Origin of the sequence: Bacillus sp. Nf3, from assembly GCF_003028545.1 — a bacterium.
Classification (GTDB): Bacteria; Bacillota; Bacilli; order Bacillales; family Bacillaceae; genus Bacillus; species Bacillus safensis.
The window spans coordinates 1-23,565 of record NZ_PYUA01000003.1 but is presented as its reverse complement, the minus strand read 5'-3'; the positions used below and the strand labels follow the sequence as shown (position 1 = coordinate 23,565).

27 protein-coding genes and 1 pseudogene are annotated in these 23,565 nt (G+C 38.8%); 8 read left to right on the top strand and 20 right to left on the bottom strand.

The genetic code is table 11. The annotated features are described in order from the left end of the window. Positions 1 to 6: 6 nt before the first annotated feature. Complete coding sequence (locus C9414_RS09550) at positions 7 to 378, top strand: DUF5412 domain-containing protein (protein WP_039177928.1); 372 nt, start codon at positions 7 to 9, stop codon at positions 376 to 378. A gap of 36 nt (positions 379 to 414) precedes the next feature. Here C9414_RS09550 and C9414_RS09545 read toward each other — a convergent pair whose 3' ends face one another. Continuing rightward, complete coding sequence (locus C9414_RS09545) at positions 415 to 1,239, bottom strand: methyl-accepting chemotaxis protein (protein WP_047203586.1); 825 nt, start codon at positions 1,237 to 1,239, stop codon at positions 415 to 417. 217 nt (positions 1,240 to 1,456) lie between these two features. Between C9414_RS09545 and C9414_RS09540 the strand changes: the two genes are divergently transcribed. Beyond that, a complete protein-coding gene (locus tag C9414_RS09540; protein WP_107163523.1) occupies positions 1,457 to 2,929 on the top strand; it encodes an NAD(P)/FAD-dependent oxidoreductase in 1,473 nt (490 codons plus the stop codon). A gap of 33 nt (positions 2,930 to 2,962) precedes the next feature. Here the strand turns inward: C9414_RS09540 and hag (C9414_RS09535) are convergent, their stop codons facing one another. The 5 genes and pseudogenes from hag (C9414_RS09535) to C9414_RS09515 form a co-directional block, all read right to left on the bottom strand. After that, the gene (gene hag / locus C9414_RS09535; RefSeq protein ID WP_107163522.1) at positions 2,963 to 3,913 is read right to left on the bottom strand and encodes a flagellin Hag; all 951 of its coding nucleotides are present in this window, start codon (positions 3,911 to 3,913) and stop codon (positions 2,963 to 2,965) included. Between the two features lie 282 nt (positions 3,914 to 4,195). Further along, complete coding sequence (gene hag, locus C9414_RS09530) at positions 4,196 to 5,107, bottom strand: flagellin Hag (RefSeq protein ID WP_041116353.1); 912 nt, start codon at positions 5,105 to 5,107, stop codon at positions 4,196 to 4,198. A 254-nt stretch (positions 5,108 to 5,361) separates the two neighbouring features. Continuing rightward, positions 5,362 to 6,267: a flagellin Hag gene (gene hag / locus C9414_RS09525; RefSeq protein ID WP_107163521.1), complete on the bottom strand. Its 906-nt coding sequence runs from the start codon at positions 6,265 to 6,267 to the stop codon at positions 5,362 to 5,364. Positions 6,268 to 6,497: 230 nt separating this feature from the next. Then, positions 6,498 to 7,359, bottom strand: a pseudogene (locus C9414_RS21310) (Kelch repeat-containing protein); the annotation flags it as partial. A gap of 90 nt (positions 7,360 to 7,449) precedes the next feature. Beyond that, positions 7,450 to 8,064, bottom strand: coding sequence for a TetR/AcrR family transcriptional regulator (locus C9414_RS09515; RefSeq protein ID WP_107163520.1), 615 nt, complete (start codon positions 8,062 to 8,064; stop codon positions 7,450 to 7,452). A gap of 209 nt (positions 8,065 to 8,273) precedes the next feature. Between C9414_RS09515 and C9414_RS09510 the strand changes: the two genes are divergently transcribed. After that, positions 8,274 to 9,386, top strand: a complete 1,113-nt coding sequence (locus C9414_RS09510) for an NAD(P)-dependent alcohol dehydrogenase (protein WP_107163519.1) — start codon at positions 8,274 to 8,276, stop codon at positions 9,384 to 9,386. 69 nt (positions 9,387 to 9,455) lie between these two features. Here C9414_RS09510 and alr read toward each other — a convergent pair whose 3' ends face one another. Beyond that, the gene (gene alr / locus C9414_RS09505) at positions 9,456 to 10,637 is read right to left on the bottom strand and encodes an alanine racemase (protein WP_107163518.1); all 1,182 of its coding nucleotides are present in this window, start codon (positions 10,635 to 10,637) and stop codon (positions 9,456 to 9,458) included. A gap of 182 nt (positions 10,638 to 10,819) precedes the next feature. Then, on the bottom strand, positions 10,820 to 11,431 hold the full coding sequence (locus C9414_RS09500) for a hypothetical protein (protein WP_047202750.1): 612 nt from the start codon (positions 11,429 to 11,431) through the stop codon (positions 10,820 to 10,822). 143 nt (positions 11,432 to 11,574) lie between these two features. Between C9414_RS09500 and C9414_RS09495 the strand changes: the two genes are divergently transcribed. Continuing rightward, positions 11,575 to 11,931, top strand: a complete 357-nt coding sequence (locus C9414_RS09495) for a YunG family protein (protein WP_107163777.1) — start codon at positions 11,575 to 11,577, stop codon at positions 11,929 to 11,931. A 46-nt stretch (positions 11,932 to 11,977) separates the two neighbouring features. Here the strand turns inward: C9414_RS09495 and C9414_RS09490 are convergent, their stop codons facing one another. The 6 genes from C9414_RS09490 to C9414_RS09465 form a co-directional block, all read right to left on the bottom strand. Beyond that, complete coding sequence (locus C9414_RS09490) at positions 11,978 to 12,427, bottom strand: GyrI-like domain-containing protein (RefSeq protein WP_107163517.1); 450 nt, start codon at positions 12,425 to 12,427, stop codon at positions 11,978 to 11,980. Positions 12,428 to 12,601: 174 nt separating this feature from the next. Continuing rightward, positions 12,602 to 12,835, bottom strand: coding sequence for a hypothetical protein (locus C9414_RS09485; protein WP_107163516.1), 234 nt, complete (start codon positions 12,833 to 12,835; stop codon positions 12,602 to 12,604). Between the two features lie 98 nt (positions 12,836 to 12,933). Continuing rightward, positions 12,934 to 13,071, bottom strand: coding sequence for an aspartate phosphatase (locus tag C9414_RS09480; protein WP_095408252.1), 138 nt, complete (start codon positions 13,069 to 13,071; stop codon positions 12,934 to 12,936). After that, entirely contained in the window at positions 13,061 to 14,194 is a 1,134-nt protein-coding gene (locus C9414_RS09475; protein WP_107163515.1) for a Rap family tetratricopeptide repeat protein, read from the bottom strand. Before C9414_RS09475 ends, C9414_RS09480 begins: the two co-directional genes overlap by 11 nt. A gap of 129 nt (positions 14,195 to 14,323) precedes the next feature. Next, positions 14,324 to 14,743, bottom strand: coding sequence for a GNAT family N-acetyltransferase (locus tag C9414_RS09470; RefSeq protein ID WP_107163514.1), 420 nt, complete (start codon positions 14,741 to 14,743; stop codon positions 14,324 to 14,326). A 31-nt stretch (positions 14,744 to 14,774) separates the two neighbouring features. Then, the gene (locus C9414_RS09465; RefSeq protein ID WP_047202756.1) at positions 14,775 to 15,344 is read right to left on the bottom strand and encodes a TetR/AcrR family transcriptional regulator; all 570 of its coding nucleotides are present in this window, start codon (positions 15,342 to 15,344) and stop codon (positions 14,775 to 14,777) included. Positions 15,345 to 15,508: 164 nt separating this feature from the next. Between C9414_RS09465 and lpdA the strand changes: the two genes are divergently transcribed. After that, on the top strand, positions 15,509 to 16,903 hold the full coding sequence (gene lpdA, locus C9414_RS09460) for a dihydrolipoyl dehydrogenase (RefSeq protein ID WP_107163513.1): 1,395 nt from the start codon (positions 15,509 to 15,511) through the stop codon (positions 16,901 to 16,903). Between the two features lie 81 nt (positions 16,904 to 16,984). Here lpdA and C9414_RS09455 read toward each other — a convergent pair whose 3' ends face one another. After that, positions 16,985 to 18,142 carry an MFS transporter gene (locus C9414_RS09455; protein WP_099663168.1) on the bottom strand — a complete coding sequence of 386 codons (1,158 nt, stop codon included), beginning with the start codon at positions 18,140 to 18,142 and terminating at the stop codon, positions 16,985 to 16,987. 121 nt (positions 18,143 to 18,263) lie between these two features. On the opposite strand from C9414_RS09455, the gene C9414_RS09450 reads away from it, so the two are divergent. Both C9414_RS09450 and C9414_RS09445 read left to right on the top strand, forming a co-directional pair. Further along, positions 18,264 to 19,154 (top strand): LysR family transcriptional regulator, encoded by an 891-nt coding sequence (locus C9414_RS09450; protein ID WP_257218360.1) that lies wholly within the window; start codon positions 18,264 to 18,266, stop codon positions 19,152 to 19,154. A 16-nt stretch (positions 19,155 to 19,170) separates the two neighbouring features. Further along, the gene (locus C9414_RS09445) at positions 19,171 to 19,734 is read left to right on the top strand and encodes a GNAT family N-acetyltransferase (RefSeq protein WP_047202760.1); all 564 of its coding nucleotides are present in this window, start codon (positions 19,171 to 19,173) and stop codon (positions 19,732 to 19,734) included. A gap of 4 nt (positions 19,735 to 19,738) precedes the next feature. Here C9414_RS09445 and C9414_RS09440 read toward each other — a convergent pair whose 3' ends face one another. Beyond that, complete coding sequence (locus C9414_RS09440; RefSeq protein ID WP_107163512.1) at positions 19,739 to 20,263, bottom strand: DinB family protein; 525 nt, start codon at positions 20,261 to 20,263, stop codon at positions 19,739 to 19,741. Between the two features lie 415 nt (positions 20,264 to 20,678). On the opposite strand from C9414_RS09440, the gene C9414_RS09435 reads away from it, so the two are divergent. Then, on the top strand, positions 20,679 to 20,951 hold the full coding sequence (locus tag C9414_RS09435) for a DUF2651 family protein (protein ID WP_047202761.1): 273 nt from the start codon (positions 20,679 to 20,681) through the stop codon (positions 20,949 to 20,951). 17 nt (positions 20,952 to 20,968) lie between these two features. Here the strand turns inward: C9414_RS09435 and C9414_RS09430 are convergent, their stop codons facing one another. From C9414_RS09430 to C9414_RS09415, 4 genes are all read right to left on the bottom strand, one after another. Beyond that, a complete protein-coding gene (locus C9414_RS09430; RefSeq protein WP_107163511.1) occupies positions 20,969 to 21,799 on the bottom strand; it encodes an SMI1/KNR4 family protein in 831 nt (276 codons plus the stop codon). Between the two features lie 345 nt (positions 21,800 to 22,144). Next, positions 22,145 to 22,444, bottom strand: a complete 300-nt coding sequence (locus C9414_RS09425; RefSeq protein ID WP_107163510.1) for a contact-dependent growth inhibition system immunity protein — start codon at positions 22,442 to 22,444, stop codon at positions 22,145 to 22,147. Positions 22,445 to 22,487: 43 nt separating this feature from the next. Further along, positions 22,488 to 22,943, bottom strand: a complete 456-nt coding sequence (locus tag C9414_RS09420) for a hypothetical protein (RefSeq protein ID WP_107163509.1) — start codon at positions 22,941 to 22,943, stop codon at positions 22,488 to 22,490. A 14-nt stretch (positions 22,944 to 22,957) separates the two neighbouring features. After that, positions 22,958 to 23,565, bottom strand: a 608-nt coding sequence (locus tag C9414_RS09415; RefSeq protein ID WP_258182602.1) for an HNH/endonuclease VII fold putative polymorphic toxin, incomplete at its 5' end; no start/stop codon positions are given.

The window sequence follows — 23,565 nt, the reverse complement described above, 5'->3', positions numbered from 1 at the left end:
GAATTCATGTTAAAAAAGAAAACCACCATCACCCTTGTCATCTTATTCCTTAGCTTCGCTGGCATCATTTACTGGAAATGCTTTTCTCTTCAAGGCGTATCTCACGGAACCTTTATCCGCTCGATGACATCACCTGACGGAACATATATCATCAACACCTATCGACATAGCGGAGGGAAACTAAAGGAGAACGCAGTTAGAGCAGAAATTGAAAACAAACTCACCCACCGAAAAAAAACGATTTACTGGAAATACCCTGATAAAGACCCCCTCATCAAATGGAAAAATGGACAGCTTGTTCAAATCGGGCATGAATTTCTAAATGTGGTAAAGGGTGAAACATACGATTACCGCTTTGATCGGAACAAAAGAAAATAGCGTATTAAAAAAACGAATCCCTCTTGGATTCGTTTTTTACGTTGACATCACATGCTGCATAAATTCTTTCATTTCTTTACTTACGATCGTCAGTCGTTCCACAATTTCACTAAACTCTGTAACAAGTAAAGCCTGCTCTGCTGATGAACCTTTCATATGTCCCATACTCTCAAGTAATGTATGTATATTGGAGGAAATTCCTTGCAAAGAGCTTTCGATATTTTCTGTTGCACGTGAAGTTTCACTTGAAAGCTTTTGAACCTCACTGGCTACAACACTAAAACCAGCCCCTTCTTTTCCTGCCCTGGCTGCTTCGATTGACGCATTCAATCCTAGCAAACTCGTTTGTTTCGAAATCCCTTTAATCATCTTTGTAATATCGGATGTTTTTTTCGAGCTTTCAAGTGTTTGCTGCGTTTGTAAGGTCATTTCCTCACTTGTCGCAGAAAGCTCTTCTGAATGCGCCGCCACCACATGCACCTTTTCTTGAATACTATGAATGATGTCATTTAATGACTCCATATATGCTTCAAGCTCTAATTGATTTTTAAGTGGAAAACCTAAAGCGAGTGCGCCGATCACTTGTTGATTTTCATCAAAAATTGGCAGACCCATGGCGTTTAACGGTATTCCGTAAACCGATTCAGGCACAAACATACTTGATGTCTCACCTCTAAGCGCTTTTTTCATATTTAAATCATCTGGTTTAATAAGTTCTCCAGCACGAATTTGAAAATCTACATCTTTCGATGGCAAATACAGCAAGAATTTCTCTCGATCAATGACACCCATCGTTACTTCATTTTTTAAAATCTGCATCATATAAGGTGCTGCTGTTACAATACTCTGTAGTATATCCAATTTCTCTACCCCCTTATATAGTTTATCGGTCGTTCTTCTTAAATTAATAGTTACTTTTTAAAAATAATAATAATGATTGAAGAAATTCTTCATATTTACGAGTAAAAAGAAGTACGTTTCCTTTCTATATTCAAGCGTAAATTTGCTATAATTAATGAATCAACATATGATGAAATGGTCATGTAACCATTTTGTGTATTCAATGGAGGCGCATGTTGTGACACAACCCATGAAATATGAGCGGGCAATCGTCATTGGCGGAGGTATCACCGGAATGCTCGCTGCAAAAGTTTTATCAACGTTTTATCATCAAGTATTGATTATTGAAAAGGATGAACTGCCAGACTCTCCTGAGAATCGTCTCGGCACTCCTCAAGCCTTTCACCCACATAGAATGCTGCCACTTGGCAAGCAAATTGTTGAACGTCTATTTCCTGGTTATACAAAAGAATTACTGGAAATGGGCGGATTTAATACGATGCATCAAACCTCTCGATTTATTACAAAAGATGGCGAATTAACGCTCACTGATAGAGAAGAAACCGCCGTCACAAGACGCGCAATGCTAGAGTGGGTATTGATGCAAAGAATGGTAACAGAGGAACGTGTGCAGTTTTTAGAAAAACATGAAGCCATCTCCCTTCAGTTTAAAGAGGGAACTAATCAAGTCATGGGGCTTATCATGAAGGACCGGCAAGTAAAACCTGGCAGCATTCATGAAATGAAAGCAGACTTAGTGATCGATACGTCTGGAAGAATGTCTAAGTTGCCAAAATGGTTGAAAGACGCTGGATTAACCTTGCCACAGACTGATGAGTTAAGTGTGTTTCTAGGCTACAGCACAAGATATTATCAAATACCATCAGGTGCGCCACCCCTGCAATCAATGGTTGTAGTTGGCCAGCCAGACAAGCAAATCCCAACAGGACTGTTTGAACGGGTAGATCATGATTTAGTAGCTGTTCTTCTTTCTGCAGCTGGCGGTTCACATTATCCAACAACGGATGCTGATCAATTTGCTTCAGAAACCGCTGCTCTGAGCGATCCCGCGATAGCAGAAGCCATCACCCATTTAACGCCCTTTACAAAACCAAAAGGATTTAGAGTTCCTTCTTGCGTAAGACATCACTATGAACACATGCAGGATTGGCCAAGTGGATTATTGGTGATGGGCGATTCCTTGTGTACGTTAGACCCCATTCATGGTCAAGGTATGACCAAAGCAGCTCTTGAAGCACAAACACTTGACCGTATGCTCAAACAAGCACAAAAAAATGAGCGAGTCTCTTTTGAAAAGGACACATTACAACAAATGCAGCAAGCGAGTGAACTTGGCTGGTGGCTTTGTGCGATTGCTGATATGGCATGGGACGGTGTTGAGTTAAAAGGAGAAACAACCATCCCCCACTTGACGTTCGTACAAGAATTTTTAAATCGCTACGTACAATACGCCATTGTCACAAAACAGCCTGAACGTCTTGAGGTGTATCACCGGATGCATTCTTTCTTAACAGAACCGAGAGACATCATCAACTTAGAACAGCTGCACGACATGATTCAAGCTGACACCTCAGGAGAAACCGCCGAATGGTGGAAGCAATGGGATCAAAAGAACGATGAAGGCAACCGAGCTTTTTTCCATGAAGCGGTTCCTGACTTTCGTCTAGAGCACATGCTGTCATTTGATTGAACTAAAAAAAGCCCCTTTATTGGGGCTTTTTCATTAACGTAATAATTGAAGTACGTTTTGCGGCTGTTGGTTTGCTTGAGCTAACATTGCTTGAGATGCTTGAGAAAGAATGTTGTTCTTTGTGAACTCACTCATTTCTTTCGCCATGTCAACGTCACGAATACGAGACTCAGCAGCTGTTAAGTTTTCAGCAGACGCACCAAGGTTGTTGATTGTGTGCTCTAGACGGTTTTGAACTGCACCAAGTTTAGCACGTTGAGCAGATACTTGGTTGATAGCTGCATCAACAATTTTTAGTTGAGTATCAAAACCAACATCTTCTGCTTTTGCATCATTGTCAGCAAATTTTCTTACATCGATGTCTTTAACAGCTTGATTTTCTACAATTTCCCCATCAGTTTTAACTCCTAATGCATCAGTACTCATTTTTTCAATATTAACTGAAATTTGTTGAGTTGCGTTAGCACCGATTTGGAATACTAAAGCATTACCAGTAGCTGGAGTTGGAGTTGCATCTGGATCATCTGGATCTGGAGCTGCTGCATCCTCTCCTGCTTTAAACGTACCATCTAACAATTTTTTACCGTTAAACTCTGTACGATTTGAGATACCATCTACTTCTTCTTGTAATGCTTGAATCTCATCTTGAATAGATTGAAGATCCGTATCTTTGTCTTGTGTACCAGTGTTTCCAGCTTGAATAACTAGTTCACGAACACGTTGAAGGATTGAGTGAGTTTCAGTCAATGCACCTTCAGCTGTTTGAATAAGAGAGATACCGTCTTGTGCGTTTTTAGATGCCATTTCTAAACCGCGGATTTGTCCACGCATTTTTTCAGAAATTGCTAGACCTGCAGCGTCATCTCCTGCACGGTTGATTTTAAGACCAGAAGAAAGTTTCTCCATGTTCTTTTGCCCTGCTCCATTGTTTGCAGACAAACGGTTCAGAGTGTTAAGTGCTGCGATATTGTGGTTAATTCTCATTTCCTATTACCTCCATGTGTTTGAACCAATTAGACATCCATGTCCAAAAGTTCTAAAACAGATTTTTTTGTAAGCCTTACATTCCCTTTATCGAACCATAATAGAGAATGTTTAACAAAAAAGGATCAAATAAGGAAAAAGACTTATTCATTATGATCATTTCGCTAGAGAACACTTGAATTTTAGGTCTTTTTTCACATTTTACAAAAATGACTTAAGAATCATAAAAAGAGAAATTCGAAGAACAAGACATAAAAAAAAGCCCCATAAAGGGGCTTTTCATTAACGTAGTAATTGAAGTACGTTTTGTGGCTGTTGGTTCGCTTGTGCAAGCATTGCTTGAGATGCTTGAGAAAGAATGTTGTTCTTTGTGAACTCACTCATTTCTTTCGCCATGTCAACGTCACGGATACGAGACTCAGCAGCTGTTAAGTTTTCAGAAGATGCACCAAGGTTATTGATTGTGTGCTCTAGGCGGTTTTGAACCGCACCAAGTTTAGCACGCTGAGATGAAACTTGGTTGATAGCTGAATCAACAATTTTTAGTTGTGTGTCAAAACCAACATCTGTAGCATCTGCTGCATTAGTTGCAAAGGCTGTTACATCTAAATCTTTAATGGATTGGTTTGCAACGATACCACCAGTTCCATTATCGACACCTAAAGCATCTGCACCCATATCTTGGATGTTCACTTTGATTTGTTGGGTTGCATTAGCTCCAATTTGGAAAACTAAAGATGGGTCAGTATTTACTGGTGGGGTAGAAGCTTTAAAATCACCATTTAAAAGTTTTTTACCATTGAATTCTGTGCGATCAGAAATACCATCAATCTCTTCAATTAAAGCATCCATTTCGTCTTTAATTGCAGTTAAATCCTCACCTTGCTGTGTACCAGTATTTCCAGCTTGAACGACTAGTTCACGTACACGTTGAAGGATTGAATGAGTTTCAGTTAAAGCACCTTCAGCTGTTTGGATAAGAGAGATACCGTCTTGTGCGTTTTTAGACGCCATTTCTAATCCGCGGATTTGTCCACGCATTTTTTCAGAAATTGCTAGACCTGCTGCGTCATCTCCTGCACGGTTGATTTTAAGACCAGAAGAAAGTTTCTCCATGTTCTTTTGGCTTGCACCGTTGTTTGCAGATAAACGGTTTAATGTGTTAAGTGCTGCGATATTGTGGTTAATTCTCATTTCCTATTACCTCCATGTATGTGGGACCTGACAGACGTCCTTGTCTGAAAAAAGTCCGTTATTCTAGGGCTTATCAACCCTAACAATTAAAATATCGGTTTATTTAAAAGGATGTTTAGCTTGTTTTAAGATTAATTTATGAATTTATATGTCTAAATTCATAATTTTGTTTAATACCTTACTTCTAAATTTTATTAAAAAATTAAATTTTACCATATTTTTCAATTAAAAAAGCCCCATAAAGGGGCCCGTTATTAACGTAGTAATTGAAGTACGTTTTGTGGCTGTTGGTTCGCTTGTGCAAGCATTGCTTGAGACGCTTGAGAAAGAATGTTGTTCTTCGTGAACTCACTCATTTCTTTCGCCATGTCAACGTCACGGATACGAGACTCAGCAGCTGTTAAGTTTTCACCAGAAGCACCAAGGTTGTTGATTGTGTGCTCTAAACGGTTTTGAACTGCTCCAAGTTTAGCACGTTGAGCAGATACTTGGTTGATTGCAGAATCAACAATATTTAATTGCTCATCAAAACCGCCCGCAGCAGTAGCAGCTACATCTGCAAATTTAGTCACATCAATGTCTTTAACACTTTGACCAGTAACAATTACTCCAGCATTTTTTGCACCAATTGCATCCGCACCCATATCTTCGATATTAACATCAATTTGTTGAGTTGCGTTAGCACCAATTTGGAAAGTCAAACTTTTTGTAGTTGCAGGATCACCAGTATCTTTAAACGTACCATCCAACAATTTTTTACCGTTAAACTCTGTACGGTTTGAGATACCGTCTACTTCTTCTTGTAGAGCTTTAATCTCATCTTGGATAGATTGAAGGTCAGTACCTTTATCTTGTGTACCAGTGTTTCCAGCTTGTACAACTAGTTCACGTACACGTTGAAGGATTGAATGAGTTTCAGTCAATGCACCCTCAGCTGTTTGGATAAGAGAGATACCGTCTTGTGCGTTTTTAGAAGCCATTTCTAATCCGCGGATTTGTCCACGCATTTTTTCAGAGATGGCAAGTCCTGCAGCGTCATCTCCTGCACGGTTGATTTTAAGACCAGAAGAAAGTTTCTCCATGTTCTTTTGGCTCGCACCGTTGTTTGCAGACAAACGGTTCAATGTGTTAAGTGCTGCGATATTGTGGTTAATTCTCATTTCCTATTACCTCCATGTATGTGGGACCTGACAGACGTCCTTGTCTGAAAAAAGTCCGTTATTCTAGGGCTTATCAACCCTGACAATTCTATTATCGGACGTGGTTATAGGATGTTTAGCATATTTTTTAAAAGATATCACATTTCCCATGACTTCAATCCTGATTTTAACAATTATATAAAAACAAAAGCTGCTGATCTATAATCAGCAGCTCTATCATTTTATAAATATCAATATTGCTTTATATCAAACATTAAGATATTTTGGTACACCACGTAATCCTTCTTACTTGTGAAAGGTCCTTTATTATGTTCATCATTGATTTCATAGAAGTTCATCCCAATTCCAAAACTTCTTTCTTAATACCAGTTAAGAAAATCGTTGATTTCTTTCATTGAAAGCAAATAATCCTTTTGCAGCCCGTTTATCATCGTAATGGAAAGTATACCTTTTGTTGCTTCTTCGCCTGGCTTTGTCCCGGTCGGATCTTTTGGTTCTTCGGTTGTATCGTCATCTGACTTTACTTCTTCTTCAGTTATTTGCAAGTCACTTAATAGAATAGAAATCACTGATTTGTAATCACTTTCGCAGAAAAGTTCCATATGAAATGAGTAGTTACGTCCGCCAATAACATACAATTGATCATCAACCATTGCTGCGACAGCTGATACTCTACCTTCTGGTAAATCATACGCTGAATTTTTAAATTGACCATCTTTCGGATTGAAAATTTGGACTTTATTCAGCATTTCACTTGAACGATCACCAGTCTGTTGTCCACCAATAACAAAAGAATTTCTCATTATATGTTTCGTAAGCTGGTTCAAATACATATGAAGTTAAGTCACTATCTTTTAATTTACTCCATTTATCTGATGAAATATCATACTGGAACAAAGATCTTTCTCTACTATGCCCAATCGAATTTTCTCCACCTGCAACATATATTTTGCCGTCAATTGCAGAAATGGCTCTCCCATTTCGAGATGGTAAAGCCGATGAGTCCAAGCTCTTCCATTCACCAGTGGCAGTATTGAATTGATAGACATTATTCTTATAAGAGTTTTTTGAAGAGACAATATATATTCTCTTTCACTGCAACTACTTTAAAACTCAAATGAAATAAAAAGTCATTCATTCAATCATCTAACTATGTTGTGTGATGAAGATATGTTCTAAGCATTACGTTTTAATAATCGGTTCATCGCCATTCAGCTCAATCATGAGTGAGGACTGATTATATAATAAATTGATAATGCGGCGTGCCATTTCAGAGGGGGACGCATTGTAGTCATTTCTAATCCATTCAATGATAAAACCAAAGATGCCGTATGAACGATATTGGATAAAATAACTGTCGTTGATTTCTGCATACTGATCACTCACAAACGACATTCTATTTTGGAAGATGTATTGTATTTTCTTAAACAATTGTTCTTGTATTTGCGGGATGCGGTCTTCCATCACTAATAAATCATAGTAGTCGCGATTTTCGACGATATATTGAAATACATAGGTGCCCTCTGGTTTCATGCGAGTTAAGTCTAACAGGGGATTTTCACGAGTCGGCTTACAAAATTCATATTCGAAATCTTCCATTTCTCGATAAATAAAATCTGCTGCTAGTTCATCTTTACTTTCATAATGCACATAAAACGTCGTCCGATTATAGTTTGCATTTTCCACAATATCCTTTACTTTTACGTGCGAATATCCTTTTTCTTTTACTAGTATTTTGAATGTTTGCCGAAGTGTTTCTTTTGTTCGCTCAACACGGCGATCCTCTTTTTTGATCATTGGCCCCTCCTTTAGACACTTTAAAAAAAATGTTGATTAGAGATACATAATTACCTGTATGTTGAAAACCTATACAAAAAATTTTTTTTGCTGATTGAAACGAAAAATCTTTCGTCCTACAATCAACTTAGTCATAAAGAAATGAATTTTTTGTGACATTTGATCTAACTTTATTGAATATTATACTATACAAAGTGAGGGCACATGATATGGAAATTCAAGCGATGGTCACAACAAATGAAAAAGATTTCGAAAAACAAACGTTATTACTAGATGACCCTAAAGCAGATGAAGTGCTTGTCAAAATTGTTGCATCTGGCGTCTGTCATACTGATGCGACAGTATTAGATGGAACGCTTCCTGTCCCACGTCCTGCTGTATTAGGACATGAAGGCTCTGGCATTGTAGTCAAAGCAGGTTCTAATGTCACAACCGTTCAAGAAGGAGACCACGTTGTACTAGGCTTCGCTTATTGTGGTCATTGTCATAATTGTCTAGATGGGAACGCAGGTGGATGTGAGAACATGATGCCTTTGAATTTCTCTGGTCGTAATAAGCATAATGAAACGCCACTTCATACACATGATCACCAAGATGTATCGCAATTTTTTGGTCAATCGTCATTTGGTACATATGCCACGGTTGATGAGAAAAATGTGGTGAAAGTAGATAAAGAAACCGATTTACGTTATTTAGGCCCATTCGGATGCGGCTTAATGACCGGGAGCGGTACTGTCTTAAATTCACTTGCTCCAGCACCAGGTACAAGCTTTGTAGTGTTCGGTACAGGGGCTGTTGGTTTAAGTGGGTTAATGGCAGCAAAAATCGCTGGCTGTGATCCGATTATTGCCGTTGATATTCATGATAGCCGCCTTGAGTTAGCAAAAGAATTAGGTGCAACACATATCATCAACAGTAAGCATGAGAATCCAGCTGAAAAAATTAAGGAGATAACAGAAGGCAAAGGTGCACATTACTCATTTGAAACAACTGGTGTACCAGAAGTCACTCTAGCTGCCCTTCATTGCCTGCGTGTCAAAGGGACTTGTGCAACAGTAGCAGTAGGAAAGCGCGATTTAACATTTAATGTAACAAATGACCTAATGATCAATGCTCTCACGTTAAAAGGTGTGATAGAAGGGGATGCCGTTCCACAACTACTTATTCCTAAACTAGTGAAGTTCTTTAAAAATGGACAATTCCCAGTTGAGAAACTAACAAAATTCTACGAATTAGAAGATATTGAACAAGCCTTTGAAGATTCTAAAAATGGATCTACGATAAAACCAATTCTTATTTTAGATAAAGAGTATCGTGCTTAAGTCGTGAAAGTTAGCCCCCTTGCCATGTAAAGGGGGCTAATCGAATTTTGCAGTCTGCTTAAATTGAACTCACACATACATCACCGGTGTCGATATTTTAATAATCTTCCCGCCGCGACGGTAAAATCTTGGAACGCGGCGGCTTAAAGTGGCAACAACCTCGTAGTTGATCGTATTGAGCATTTCGGCGATTTCGTCGACAGAAATTTCTCCGCCCTTTTGACGGCCGTAAATAACGACTTCCTCGCCTTGCTTTGCTTTCATTTCTCCTAAACTGATCATGGTCATATCCATTGTGACTCTGCCAGCAATCGGCATTCGTTTTCCGCGGAAAAGCATAAATCCTCGATTTGATAAGGCTCGTGAGTACCCATCTGCATAACCAATTGGTATGGTTGCTATAACTTCATCAGGTTTTGCTACATAGGTTGCCCCATAACTGACGGTTCTTGGCTTTGTCACCATTTCTTTCACGAACGCAATCCTTGCTTTTAAACTGAGAGCGGGCTCTAGCTTAACAGCGTCTAAACTCTCAATGTATTGCGAGGGGTACAGTCCATATAGCCCGATGCCGAGCCGAATCATATCTGCACTAAATTCAGGAAACGCGATGGCAGCTGCTGTATTGTTCATATGTACCGTAGGCAATGTAATGCCTTGTTTTTTTAAGAAACGAAGAAAATCAATAAAAATGCTGTGCTGAAGCAGTGTGAAATCAGGGTCAGGCTCATCCGCCGTGGAGAAATGCGTAAATATTCCATCCCATCTCAGGTTTTCACTTTTTTCAAGCGCCTCCACTACTGCTAACAGCTCTTCCTTTGTCCGTACACCTAATCGTCCCATCCCCGTATCGACATTGACATGAATTCCAAGCCGGGGCAGACTTTCTTCTTCCGCTAAGATCTCATTTGCTTGAACAATCCAGTCTTCTCGAAGGCCGGAGAGATCAATTTTCCAGGTTGCAGCCCTTTTCACACAGTCAAGCGGGGTAAATCCAAGGACGAGAATCGGTGCTTCAATTTTTGCTCTCCGCAATACAATGCCTTCTTCCAAGCTGGCAACTGCAAGCTCTGTCGCACCGCTTTCTAATGCCTGCCGCGCAACCTCCACGGAACCGTGCCCATAAGCATTCGCCTTCACGACAGCCATGATCTTACTTTTCTTTGGAATATGCGCTTGAATGGCTTCGATATTTCTTTTAATCGCGTCAAGATTGACCTCGATCCAGACTTCCCTGCAAAGCTTTTGCATGTATGTTTCCTCCTCATCACATGAGTCATTTCGATATCAATGTTCGTTTTCGTGTCTAGTCTATCTTTATTCATTTTTGAGAAAAACATTCAACCGCAATGACTGAACCAGCCTTGTCTTGATTGACATAAAAAAAGAAACCACCTCAAATGGTGATTTCTTCTTTATGAACAGTCATTTCATTAATCCGCAGATTTCATCATTGAATCAATTTCATGATAAATCTCCTCCAGATTTTCTCGTTCAATCAAATATTCTGCGGTGCTCTTACTAACAGGCACATCAAATGTCAGAAAGGTGAGCGTGATCGTTGATGATTCCTGATCATTCATAGTTAATCTCAATTCAAGTGTCGAGATCTCTTCATTATTATCACTCTCAACAGATTGTTCAACCGGCACACCATCTTCTAACATGTCAACTTGTTTCAACTCTTTTAAGGAAAGCTCAGTAACATCAAACCTGAATTTTCGAGATGAGCCGCCAGGTTGATGTGTAATAAACCGCATGACCTTTCGTACATCATCAATCGCAAAGCCTTTATCCACATTTTGCGAAAAGATGTATGTTGAAGCCTGAAATCCGTCTTCTTGAAAAAGCATCATCATCTTATCTAATAATATGTTTGGCTCATTCTTTTCTTTTTGTCTTTGTAATCTACCAGCTATGAATAAAATGACCATTCCCCCGATGATGCTCAGAGCCGTCCCCAACCCATTCCCTACATCTCCGAAAACAGTAAAGCCTAAAATAGCAACAATATAAGCGATTACAATACCTATGATGAATACCACACCAAGCTCCTCCTGTCATGAATCTTCATTGTTATATTGGTTTAGCCATAGTATAGCATCTGGATTTTGATTGAAAAAAAATCTACTATAGACTAAACAGATACTACATTCATTTCACTTTTTAAATAGAAAGGATTTTTATGATGAACCTCTACACGACAGACGAAATCATTGATGCTCTTTATAAAGCATGGTCTTCTCAATCTAGTTCAAAATGGAGTAAAGACAACCCGGCAAACGGACAATGTGGCGTCACTTCTTTAGTCGTACATGATCTTTTAGGCGGAAAAATAAACAAAACCGCATTACCCAACGGATGGCACTTTTACAACGTAGTGAATGGAACAAGAATCGACTTTACTTCTTCACAATTCTCTGAGGAAATCGTTTATATCGATGTACCTTCAAATCGAGAAGAAGCATTTCAAGATACGAATGAGGATCAGTATCGTTATTTAAAAGAACGAGTCGTAGAATATTTAAACATTTCATATTCATGAAAACAGACCATAAGAGGTCTGTTTTCATTGCAGTTTGATAAAGTGTTTAAAAGATAGGTAGTAAGAACTCACACACGCCTTCTTCTTCTCTATATCGCTCTATAATAGGTGCCTGACGCATGTTCAATTGATTGTTTTGGATCATTTGAGGAAATTGTCTCCAAAATAAATTCACTTTTTCGGTTGTATGTGTCACTGTAAACACAGCATACGTTCCCCCTTCAAAATGACCAGTCTGAACCATTTGGTCATTTGAGAAATCTCTATTTGTCATAAGCATGAGGTCGTATCTGCATTTTTCTGATGGAATTTTTCCAGGATCATCTTGAGGAACACCATATATACCATATTCCTTTAATTCATCATTTAATTGATGTTGCTTGATCCATTTCTTAAATCTCTTCATCATCTCAAGATTCTCTTTGCTGCCATATGATCCTATATTTCTCATATACACCATTTTCATATTCGTTATCATTTCAATTTTGTAATTCATGATTTCCCTCCAACTCGTATTGGAAGACTGGCCAATCATTCCTTACAAACAACGGTAACATCCTTTAAAATAGAATGCAGTAGGATATTAAAAATAATGTAATGTGCGATCTAGATCATACATGTTCTCTGTCATTTTTAAAATAAAAAAGAACGGACTTTAGCCGCCCGCTCGTTATTGATTTTCTTTTGAAGATTTAGCACCGAGAAAGACGACAATCAAATAGATGATTGTTCCGAAAAACAGACCATTTAACAAACTGATAAACAACATCTTACAAACCAGGCCAATATAATAAGACGCTGGCGTTCCTGGAAACACAGCCATGTTGAACAGGCTAATCATAAAGGTTAAAGCAAAAAATATAATAAAAATCCTTCTAAATAATGTTGATTTTAACATTGTCATTTTTACTTCCTCCTCAATATCTTTTCTATGGAAAAAATATTCTTTATTCATAGCATATATTCCGTCTTAAAATAAAAAGCCCTTAAGGGGCTTTTTATTTAAGCAGTATAACCGATACTTGCAGTATGGCCTCTCCTAGCTTCATCATGACTTGCTGTCACTTCAGATGTAAAATAACCAACAATACTAATAACGCTGATCATCACGAATACAACTGATAACGTTTTAAATTTCATACTGACAGTCCCCCCGCTTCACTTGAGTTTGGAAATAAAGAATTTTCTCATAAAAAAGCATCGCATTGTCTTTATCTCCCATTTCATTATAATATTTTGCAGCATCTTTTGCTAAATCTTCTAGATCAGGATACATTGACTTTATTTCTAGCAATTCCATTATTTTTTCCAACTGCTCAAAATTGTTGTCAACGTATAGTGATCTTAAAAATTTGAATATCAATAACAGCACATGGTCTTTCAGTTTTTCAGATAGTTCTATACCGTTATTTAAAGCATATATACCTAAATCCTGTTCTTTCTTTTTGAAGTAGGCTTTTGACAACATAATAAGCGGGTCTAAGATTCTATTTAAATGTTCGTATCCCTGTTCTCTAAATGCTCGAATTGAGTCATTAAAGTGAATTATTGCTTGGGCTATTTCTTTGTTATGAAAATAACTCAACCCTAAATTATAGAGTGCTGATCCTTTTAATCGTTTTGTTGAGTTGTCGGCGGCTTTTTCTAGTGCGTGTTGAAAATGGGGTATTGCTTTTTCGGGGCAGCCCATATCTATGTAGTTTAATCCAATCACAAAAGAACATTGTATTTCTCTTACTGTGTATGTATCTTTTTCTCGATAACATTCTATCGCCTGTGCGATATGGTGCATGGACATGTGGGTTTGTTTCATGTGGTAATAGATTTCAGCCATCTTGTAATTGAACTCGGCCCGTTCAATATCGTCACTGACAAGAGACAGCTTTTTTTCTGCCCGTTTATAGAAGGTAATCGCATTTAGGTATTCATAGTTTTCGAATTCATACATGCCGTAGAAAAAATTGAAGTAATACTCGAGCAATCCTGTTAATTTCTCTTGGTCCCTTTTGATCTTCATTGCGAGTTCCTTGAAGTTGGCCCGCTCTTTCCCATTTTCTAAAGGATTCAAGTAATCAAGCATTAATTTATGTCTGAACTCCATGAGTGAGAAATACAATAATAAATCTTGATTTTCTTCCATATGATCAAGCATTGATTTGATTTCCTCTTTATATGCTTCGGCGTCCGGTACGTGAAATCTTTGAATATGATAATACCATTCATTGATTTTCAAACCGACGTGAGAAGAAAGCACTTTCTCCATCAGCCCTTACCCCTTCCTCTATATTCCCTATAATGACATATATTATCATTTTATGAACCATTCGACACCGAAAAGAAACCGCAAAAAAGCCCTATAAAGGGCCGTGTGAATGATAAGATAAAATGACTTCTATTCATAAACAAGCACCCAGTATTCTGCCCCAGGTTCTCCTTCTTCTACAACAGCCTTCCAGCCTCTTTTTTGATAAAAAGATAAAGCTTTGTGATTTTCGGAGACACATTTGAGGGTGACCGGTGTTCCCAAAACTTTTATCGCTTGTTTGAGCAGCAGATCTCCAGCCCCTTGGCCCGCAGCTTCTGGATGTACAAACAAGAGGTGAATAAATCGATCGGGTACATATAGAGAAATGAATCCGAGGATTTTATTGTTCTCCTCAGCTAAGAAAATTTGCTCTTCCTGCGTATCTTGATCAAAATCTTGCAGATTGAGTTCTTCTGAATTGAGCCAGTGAAAGCTTTGGCGCCGGGATTCTAAATAGATTTGTCTTAATTCTGGATAATCTTCTATGCTTGCTTCTCTAATCACCATCGCAACATCCCCTGTGTTTTTTATTTGAATGTTAATTCGCCTCTAAAACGCGTTTTGCCTGTATTATGCCTGCCAGTAACAATTGATCACTGAACTGCGAATCATTGACAGCACGTGCAAGAGCAATTGTACCAATCATGCTGCTTACTAGTGCGTAACTCGTAGAGAGATCTATGTTTCCAGCATCAGCTATAAACTCCATAAATCGTTTCAATTCATCGGTATAAGCATTCCGTACCTCTTGCGATAATTGAGCAATTTCTCCTGCCAGCGCAGGCAGTATACAGCCGACCTCCGTCTGATCACGGTGAACCGAACTTAAATAGAATTCAATGATCGTCTGAATTCGAGGCTGGTCTGCTTTCTTGTCTGCAACACTTTGCAGCAGCTTGATCGTATCAGTGATAGCAAAATGAAAAGTCTCTATCACCAACTGATCCTTGTTCTTAAAGTGAGCATAAAACCCTCCATGAGTTAGGCCTGCTCCTTTCATAATGAATGGCAAACTGATATTACGAACGCCATTTGTTCGAAATGCTCGTGCAGCACTTGCAATGATCTGCTCTCTCACTTTTGACTTATGACCTTTCGGATAAGGCATCCCTCTACCTAACCTCCTTCTTATCAAAATATTATATTCATCATATTATCTTGTGTCAATTGACTGAAATCCATCTTTCCTCTCTCAGATGGGATTGACTTCATTAAAATATGATGACTATAATATATTATGATCATCATATTTTAAAGTTGGAGGTGCAAGAAATGATTCATTTAGACACAGTAGATACATTAGTAATTGGATCAGGTCCGGGAGGCTATGTGGCGGCATTACGGTCAGCTCATCTCGGCATGAAGACAGCGATTGTAGAGCGTGATCAGTTAGGTGGAGTATGCACCCATGTAGGCTGTATCCCTTCTAAGGCGCTAATAGCAGAAGCAGAGCGGTTCAAGCTCCGCACTCAATGGGGTGGTTTTCAATCAGGCGGCTCTTTCAAGGAAGCTCAAGCGTTCAAAAAAGCGGTTGTGGACAAACAAGCGGGAGGCGTACAATTTTTGTTAAAGTCAGCGGGAGTTACCATACTGGAAGGCGATGCAAGCTTGATCGATCAGCATACAGCGGTCATTCAACATGCAGAAAAAGGTGAAAAGCAAATCAACTTCAAACACCTTATACTAGCAACCGGCTCCCGTCCAATTGAAATTAAATCACTCCCTTTCGGCGGTCGTATTTTGTCTTCCACTGAAGCACTATCCCTTCCCGAGATCCCTAAAAGCCTTGTTGTAGTTGGGGGTGGTTATATTGGGGTTGAATTAGGACAGATGTTTGCTAGGTTTGGAACAAATGTCACCATCTTGGAAGGCGGCAATCATGTATTACCTGGCTTTGAAAGTGAACTTGTCTCGCCTGTCGTTCGTCAATTGAAAGAAGATAAAATCACACTGATTACAGGAGCAAACGTCACAGATACCGAGCAGCATATGAGCGGAATTGACCTTCATTATGAGAAACAGAAAGAAAGCTACACGGTGAAAGCGGAATATGCACTGATTACTGTCGGAAGAAAACCGAATACAGATGGAACATTAGGTCTTGATTCTATCGGGTTGTCTATTCCTTCTCACGGACGAATCGAAATTGATGAACAATGCAAAACATCCATCCCGCACATATATGCGATTGGTGATATCACAGAGGGGCCTGCTTTGGCTCATAAAGCTTCCTATGAAGCAAAAGTTGCAGCAGAAGCAATCGCTGGTAAACCTTCGATGATAGACTATAAAGCGATCCCACTTGTTGTTTTTTCCAGCCCAGAATTGACGAGTGTTGGACTAAGCGAAACGGATTGCAAGCAAAAATCCATTCCGACTGTCATTGGGAAAGCAATGTTCTCCATTAATGGCCGAGCGCTTGCATTAAAAGAACCAGAAGGTTTTGTGAAGATTGTAGCCCATGCTGAATCTGGTCTTATTCTAGGGGCACAAATCGTAGGGACTGAAGCATCTACTCTTATATCAGAACTAGCTCTCTCTATTGAAGTTGGCGCTACAGCAGAAGATTTAGCAATGACGATTCATCCTCACCCAACATTAGGTGAAATGATCATGGAAGCTGCAGAAATGGCCACCCGTAAAGTTGAAAAATATCTTGCACGATAAATGGTTCAAGTGCAGCTTCTAAAAAAATAATCGCCATAGCCTATTTATTTAGGAATAGGCTATGGCGATTTCAATTTATCTTTAATTGGATCCCACTTCGCGTTTTTTACCGAGATTCATGGATAACTGAACGCCAATCATCAGCATGACGATGACAAGCATTGCCACAATGGAAGCATAAAAATGTCCGCTTAGATCGAAAACCAAGCCAATGAAAAACGGACCGAATCCACCCACGATGTACCCGCCCATTTGCGACATCGCTGACCAGGTTCCGGCTTCCTCTGGAGTATTCGTCTCCATAATCGGGAGCATAAGCGCTAAAGGAAATAATCCACCTGCACCCATCCCTAGGAAAATGACGGCTGGCAAGATCGGCATTGGCAGAAGAAGAAAGATAAGACCAATGAGTTCAGACAGACTGCATAAGATGAGAAATAATTTCGGTTTTCCTAATCGAGTAACGACCGCTGGAACGAGTAGTGCCACCGGAATCTGAATGAGTGTAAATATGGTCAAGAGCATGGCAGCATATTGCGGACTGTTTCCAAAGCTAAGAGCAATCGGTGAAATCCATGCCGTCAAAGAATAAAACATACTGGACATAAAGCCAAAGAACAAGGTGAATTGAATCGCCTTTTTGTTTCTCAGCGGCAATTTTAACGGTAAGGTTACATGATCACTTTGCTCATTTTTGCGAACTAAACCGACCCATAGAATAAGGGCAATCACCCCTAGAATCGCCCAGCAGGACAAAGCTAACGTAAGGTGATGCTGACTGCGTAGATAAATCGGAATGGTGAAGCCGGAAGCGAGCGCTGCACCTATTGTCATCGAAATTGAATACACACTAACAATACCAGGATTTCTCGGGAAATATTTTTTAATAAAACTAGACAATAAAGGACCCGCAAAGCTAATCCCTACCCCTCCTGCAAACGCAGTCATGAGCAGGATAGCAACCGATTGGCTTGTACCACGCAGTGCGGTGGCAATCGTGATAAGAAGAATTGAGAAAAACAGCGTTCTTTCTAAACCAAAACGCCGACTGAGTATCGTCGCAACAGGAGCAAATACCCCCATACAAAGGACAGGCAAAGTGGTCAAAAGACTTGCTGTCAGTGCGTTTACACCAAGCTCTGATTGAATCATGCTCATCATGGAAGCCACGGACGTAATGATTGGACGTAAGTTTAATGCTGCTAAAAATAAAGCGGCTAAATAATATATTTTTTTCATCAATACCCTTCTTTCATCTCGTTAAGGTTACTTTGAGTATAAAACTGCTGCATCCATTGATCAATACAATAAATCGTATTATGATGATAGGAAAAGGCTATCATTTATGAAAGGAGGACAAATGGATACCCGGCATATTACCTATTTTATGGCTGTATATCATCATTTACATTTTACAAAGGCCGCTGAGCAGCTAGGCATATCACAGCCGACACTTAGCCAGCAAATTCGACTGCTTGAAGCAGAAGTTGGAATGCCGCTCTTTGATCGAATCGGTAAAAAAGTCGTGGCTACCGAAGCTGGTTCGCTGCTTTATCAATATGGCATGAAAATGCTTCAAGCTGAAAGAGATGCAAAAAATGCGATGAAAGAACTATTATCGGAAAAACGAGGAACCGTTCGTCTCGCAGTACTCCCCTCCGATCTTGATTTTCAGCTGGTGCCACTTTTTGTAGAATTTAAAACACTTTACCCCGAAACCAATTTGAAGGCATATTCAAATATCTTCGTGCGTGAAGAAGTCCTTTCGCATAAAGTGGATCTCGGCATCGGGCTGCGAGGGCCTGCAGATAAGCGTCTCGTTCAAATTCCACTTGGAAGTGAGCCGTACGAATTATTTGTTCATTCAAAAAGTGATTTAGCCCAAAAGAGTGAAGTGACATTAGAAGAGCTGACTCAGCATGCGTTGGTCATGTATCCGAAGGGATATCTAGGAAGAGATTTAGTAGATAACGTATGTAAAGAACAGGGTGTTGAACTAGACACTGCCATGGAGGTTGGATCCGCATTTTCGCTATTGCAGCTGGTTGAAGCCGGGATCGGTGCAACCATTCAGCCAAGAGGATTACTAAAACAACATTCGACGTGGTCTAATATTGTTTCGATTCCTATTGCTGAGCCAGCACCTGTCCGGCACTTGGAATTAATTTATTATGCAGATCGATTTGTCAGCAAAGCACAACAGCAGCTATCTGAATGGCTGATAGACTTTTTCAAATCAAGAACAAACTAAAAAGTGAGGTTAACACATGAAGAATGCAAACAGCATATTTACAAGAACAAACCGGGTTGTTATTCGCCAATTTGACAGGCAGGATATTGAAGCATTTTATCAATACCGAGCAAATCCCTCTATTGCAAAATTTCAATCTTGGGAAAACTACACGTACGAAGATGCTGAATCATTTGTTCAACATCAAATGACACAAAAACCTAATCAACCGGGGACGTGGTTTCAATATGCTATTGCCTTATCTGAATCCAATCAGCTGATAGGAGATTGCGCCATTCATACACTTGACAGTGAGCCGAGAATTGTTGAAATAGGTTTTACACTCGCCCCTGAATACCAAGGAATGGGCTATATTCATGAAGCTCTAAGTGCAATTTTCGAATATATTTTTATGACACTAAACAAACATAAAATCATTGCCTTTACAGATGTGCGCAACGAAAAATCCATTCGAGTGCTGGAACGTTTAGAAATGAGACGCGAAGGACATTTGCTGCAAAATTATATGTCGAAGGGACATTGGGTCGATGAATATCAATATGCCATGCTTCAATCTGAGTGGGCCGCCAAGCACCATTAAACATTTATTTCCTATTCAAAATCCCTAAATAAGCGCTCCACGGGCCCACATCGGTTCGATATCGTTCCGCCATGACTCGAACAATCTGGGACATATGTGTGAAGTCATGGACAACCCACGCAGAAAGTAATTCGCTCACTTTCACGACTCCAAACTCCGGGTGAACGCCCTTTTTTTCTAAATCAAAGCCTGAATGTGTCATACGCTGAATGTATGCCACATTCTCCATCCGCATATGATGAAACTCAGATAATGCTTGTTCTATCTGTCTTTCAGATTGGTTCAAATGAGAGTAGCGGTCAAACGCAGGAAATGGTGTATTCTCTCCATCAGCTAGAATCACATTTAATCGAGGAATCCAGTTGAATTTCTCTGCTTCAATCAAATGTTCAATGACTTCAACTGGATTCCACGTCCCCTCTCCTTCACGGCTGTGAAGCCAATCCTTCGATAAACCCGACAAAAGACTTTCTAACGTGTGAGGAGTTCGACTCAACATATCCAAAGCTTCATTTAAATTAAAATTCATGTGGTTGCTCCTTTATCAGTTTTTCTTTATTTTAATGGATTTTGGATAGATTGTAACTTATACCTCAAGACAGATAAAAAAATTCAAAGCCGCTCTTAATCAACCTTCTATATAAAAAAAGAACTTTTCTATAATGCTCTCAATACTTTCCGTAAGATGGCTAATTGCATTACTTACAGACTGACTACAAGTACGATGATCACTGTAGCTAGGTAAGGAGAGTTCAAGATCATTAGATAATAAGTTTATCAATACATTCCATATTAATACATAAATGTTATCAATAATGTTATGATATAAATCATTAAGTTATTTCTCATGCAATTAAACTCAAAATCCCCGACATATAGGAGAAATCCGCATGAGTTTTTTTAGAGATATAGAATGATTTAAGTAATCTAAAGGGAGAATTGATATGACTCATTTAGAATTCGCATTCGGCTTGCTTCCAATAAGTATTATCGTCGTTTCATTTATCGGCACATTATTTATACAAAAGATTTATTTCATGCCAGTTTTGAGCTTTATGATATTGTTCATCCTGACATTTACACTTTTTAATGCCTCCTTTTTAGGCTGGGCCATTGTTTACACTTTATTCTCATTCATTACTTCATTTATTGCATTATTCATCATCAACACTTTACATAAAAAGAAATCACAAACTAAAATCAAAAAGCCCTTTTAAGGGCTTTTATTCTCTTACTATGGCTTTTTCACTGGATGAATGTCTTCTCCCAAAAGGACGGTAAGAGACTCTCCACTCTTTTCTAGAAACTCAGCAATTTCTTGCAGCTCTTGATTGATACGGTCATTCCTCGGCATATCTGGATTTAACAAAAGAATGGAGTGAACCGTCGTGGCTGCTTCGTACAAGACATTTTGATCTTTTATCTGTTTGATGCATTTTTTCATACGATCGAAAAACCATTCAATCTCTTCAATGTCTTCCATTGGATAATGTGCCATTTTAAAGAGGTTCTGCTGACAAAGGTCTCCTCTCTCAAATATGAGTTCAAGTTCTTCTCTACTTATATATAATTCAGAAGATTCCTCATCAATCTCTACAACCTCGATCATCGCATCTTCAGCTGTATATAACTGCTCAATAAAATCTTCGAAAGTATCCGCCAGTTTAAAATCGACTCCCATCTCTAAATCAAAATAGTGAATAGACGGGTGTTCTTTCGTTTCTCGATAATCCATTGCGATCCATGTATCTTCTTCTCCGCTGATGAAAACAAGTCCCTGAGGCAGCTCCAATTCATCATTTAACTGAGGGCTAGTCATAATTCCATCACCTATGGCAATTCCTCTTAGATGATCAAATTGAACATGATCATCTGCCCAAGAATTCGGATTTTCGGTTGGAAAAGCATTACGAACTGTAAAACCACCGTTCCATTCTAAAACGAGCTTTTTATATGTATCAGGTAAAGTGACACCAAGTCTCGCCTCTGCTTCACGAATTTTTTTCTCATCTATCTTTTCTAAAGTGAAAGGACTTTCTTCTTCTTTCTCCCAAAATGGCTTCAAAGTGGATGCCTCCCTATATCTATTGAGGTTAGTATAACATTGACCAACTGATCATTTACCATTTTAAAACCTCAAATTACAAACCTGTTCAATCCTTTACTCCAATAAAGAATTTATTAGTAGATATAAAAAAGATCTGACTGAAGTGCCAGCTAAGTACAAGGCACTTAAAGTGCTCAATGCCAGCATCCTCAGGTTATTCCTTCTGGACAAAATATTCACGTTCGATTTGTTTATCTATATCATACGATGATCCACGTAGAAAAAGATCCTCTTTTTCTCGGTTTGTTTACCAATAGAGACAAAAAAACCTTGAAAGGCATTAGCCAATCAAGGTTCATTTTGTTACTTCATTTTCACTGCTTCTTTCATTTCCTCTATTATTTTATTAAACCACTGTAAAGGGTTTAATGAGATCGCCGGAAAGTAGATTTCTGCATTGTTTTCGATAAAGCTTTCTTTTTCCTGTATTGTTAAAGTACTATTCAAAAAATCCTGACAATCCTTTATAGTAGACACCAGACATTCTTTGCTTGCTTCATGAATAAACTCATCCATCGCTTCTTCTGGTGAATCGATATCTTGATGAAATGTGCCACCTAAAAAATCTTCTAACTCTTCTAAATATCTGTAACTCTCATTCATTTTATCATCCTTCTACTATCCCACATCTAATATCAATATTAATTTAAATTTGGCATCTTCCAATATGAAGTTCAAAATGTTTTTCTTCTGAATATATTTGAGCGATTTTACCAGTTACTTTATCTGCTACAATTACGTTGTGATTCTCTGAAAATAGCCAAATCTCTTCAATTGCCTTATCAAAATCGAGAGCTTTTACATTAGCCCAAACAGGAAAAGGGTCATTCACTACCAAAATAAACCATTCTTTTTTCTCTTTCAGAAAATCTAAAGAATTTTTTAACCAAGCCATAACAGATTCACTGTCTGTAATTGTTAAAATGTCGGAAGGCGTGGAGTTTATTTGACGAAATTGCTTTAGTACTGCTTCACATAATTTCAGCCATTGAGAAGAATCATCTTCAAAATCAATTACTTCAAGATACGCTAATTGATTTATTTTCTTCTTAGCATTCATTAAAGCTATTTTCTTTTGTATTTTTTCATTTTGATATACCATATTTTCATGCCCCGCTATTCATTGTAATAGATATGATGATCACCATTTGGTCCATAAATATTTGAATATCTTTCTTTTTTAAAATCATAATTAAATGGATTAGCACCCTCTTTTGGTTTCCCTGCATGAGTGTGTAATTTTCCGTCATTAGTATGTTGTACTATAACTCTTTTTCCTTTTGGGGTATCAAACTCATAGTATCGCCCGTGATGAGTATGGTTAGAACTGTACTCATAATTACTATGTTCTTGCCCCTTCTTAAAAACATTATCTCCTACTTGCCATTGACGAGTAGGCTGTTGCGATCTAGGTATCCTACCTAAATCTTTTGCATGCCGCAATGCCAATTTTCGATTAAATCCTTCTGGACTTTGAAGGTTTACCCCCAGCTTCCCATGAAACCCTTTCGCTCCAAACGGCAAAAGCATTCCCAGCGCCGCATTCATACTTGCTTCCTGCTGTTCTTTTGAGATCTTGTTTCCAAACATATCTCGGCCTGTGATCGCTTCGCTGAAGCCGTTGGTGGCGGTGAGGCCATATAAACCTTTTTGAGATGTTTTCAGGGCGTCAAAGGATTTTTGTGATGTCTTGTAGATGTCGACTGCTCTGACTGCGGCTGATG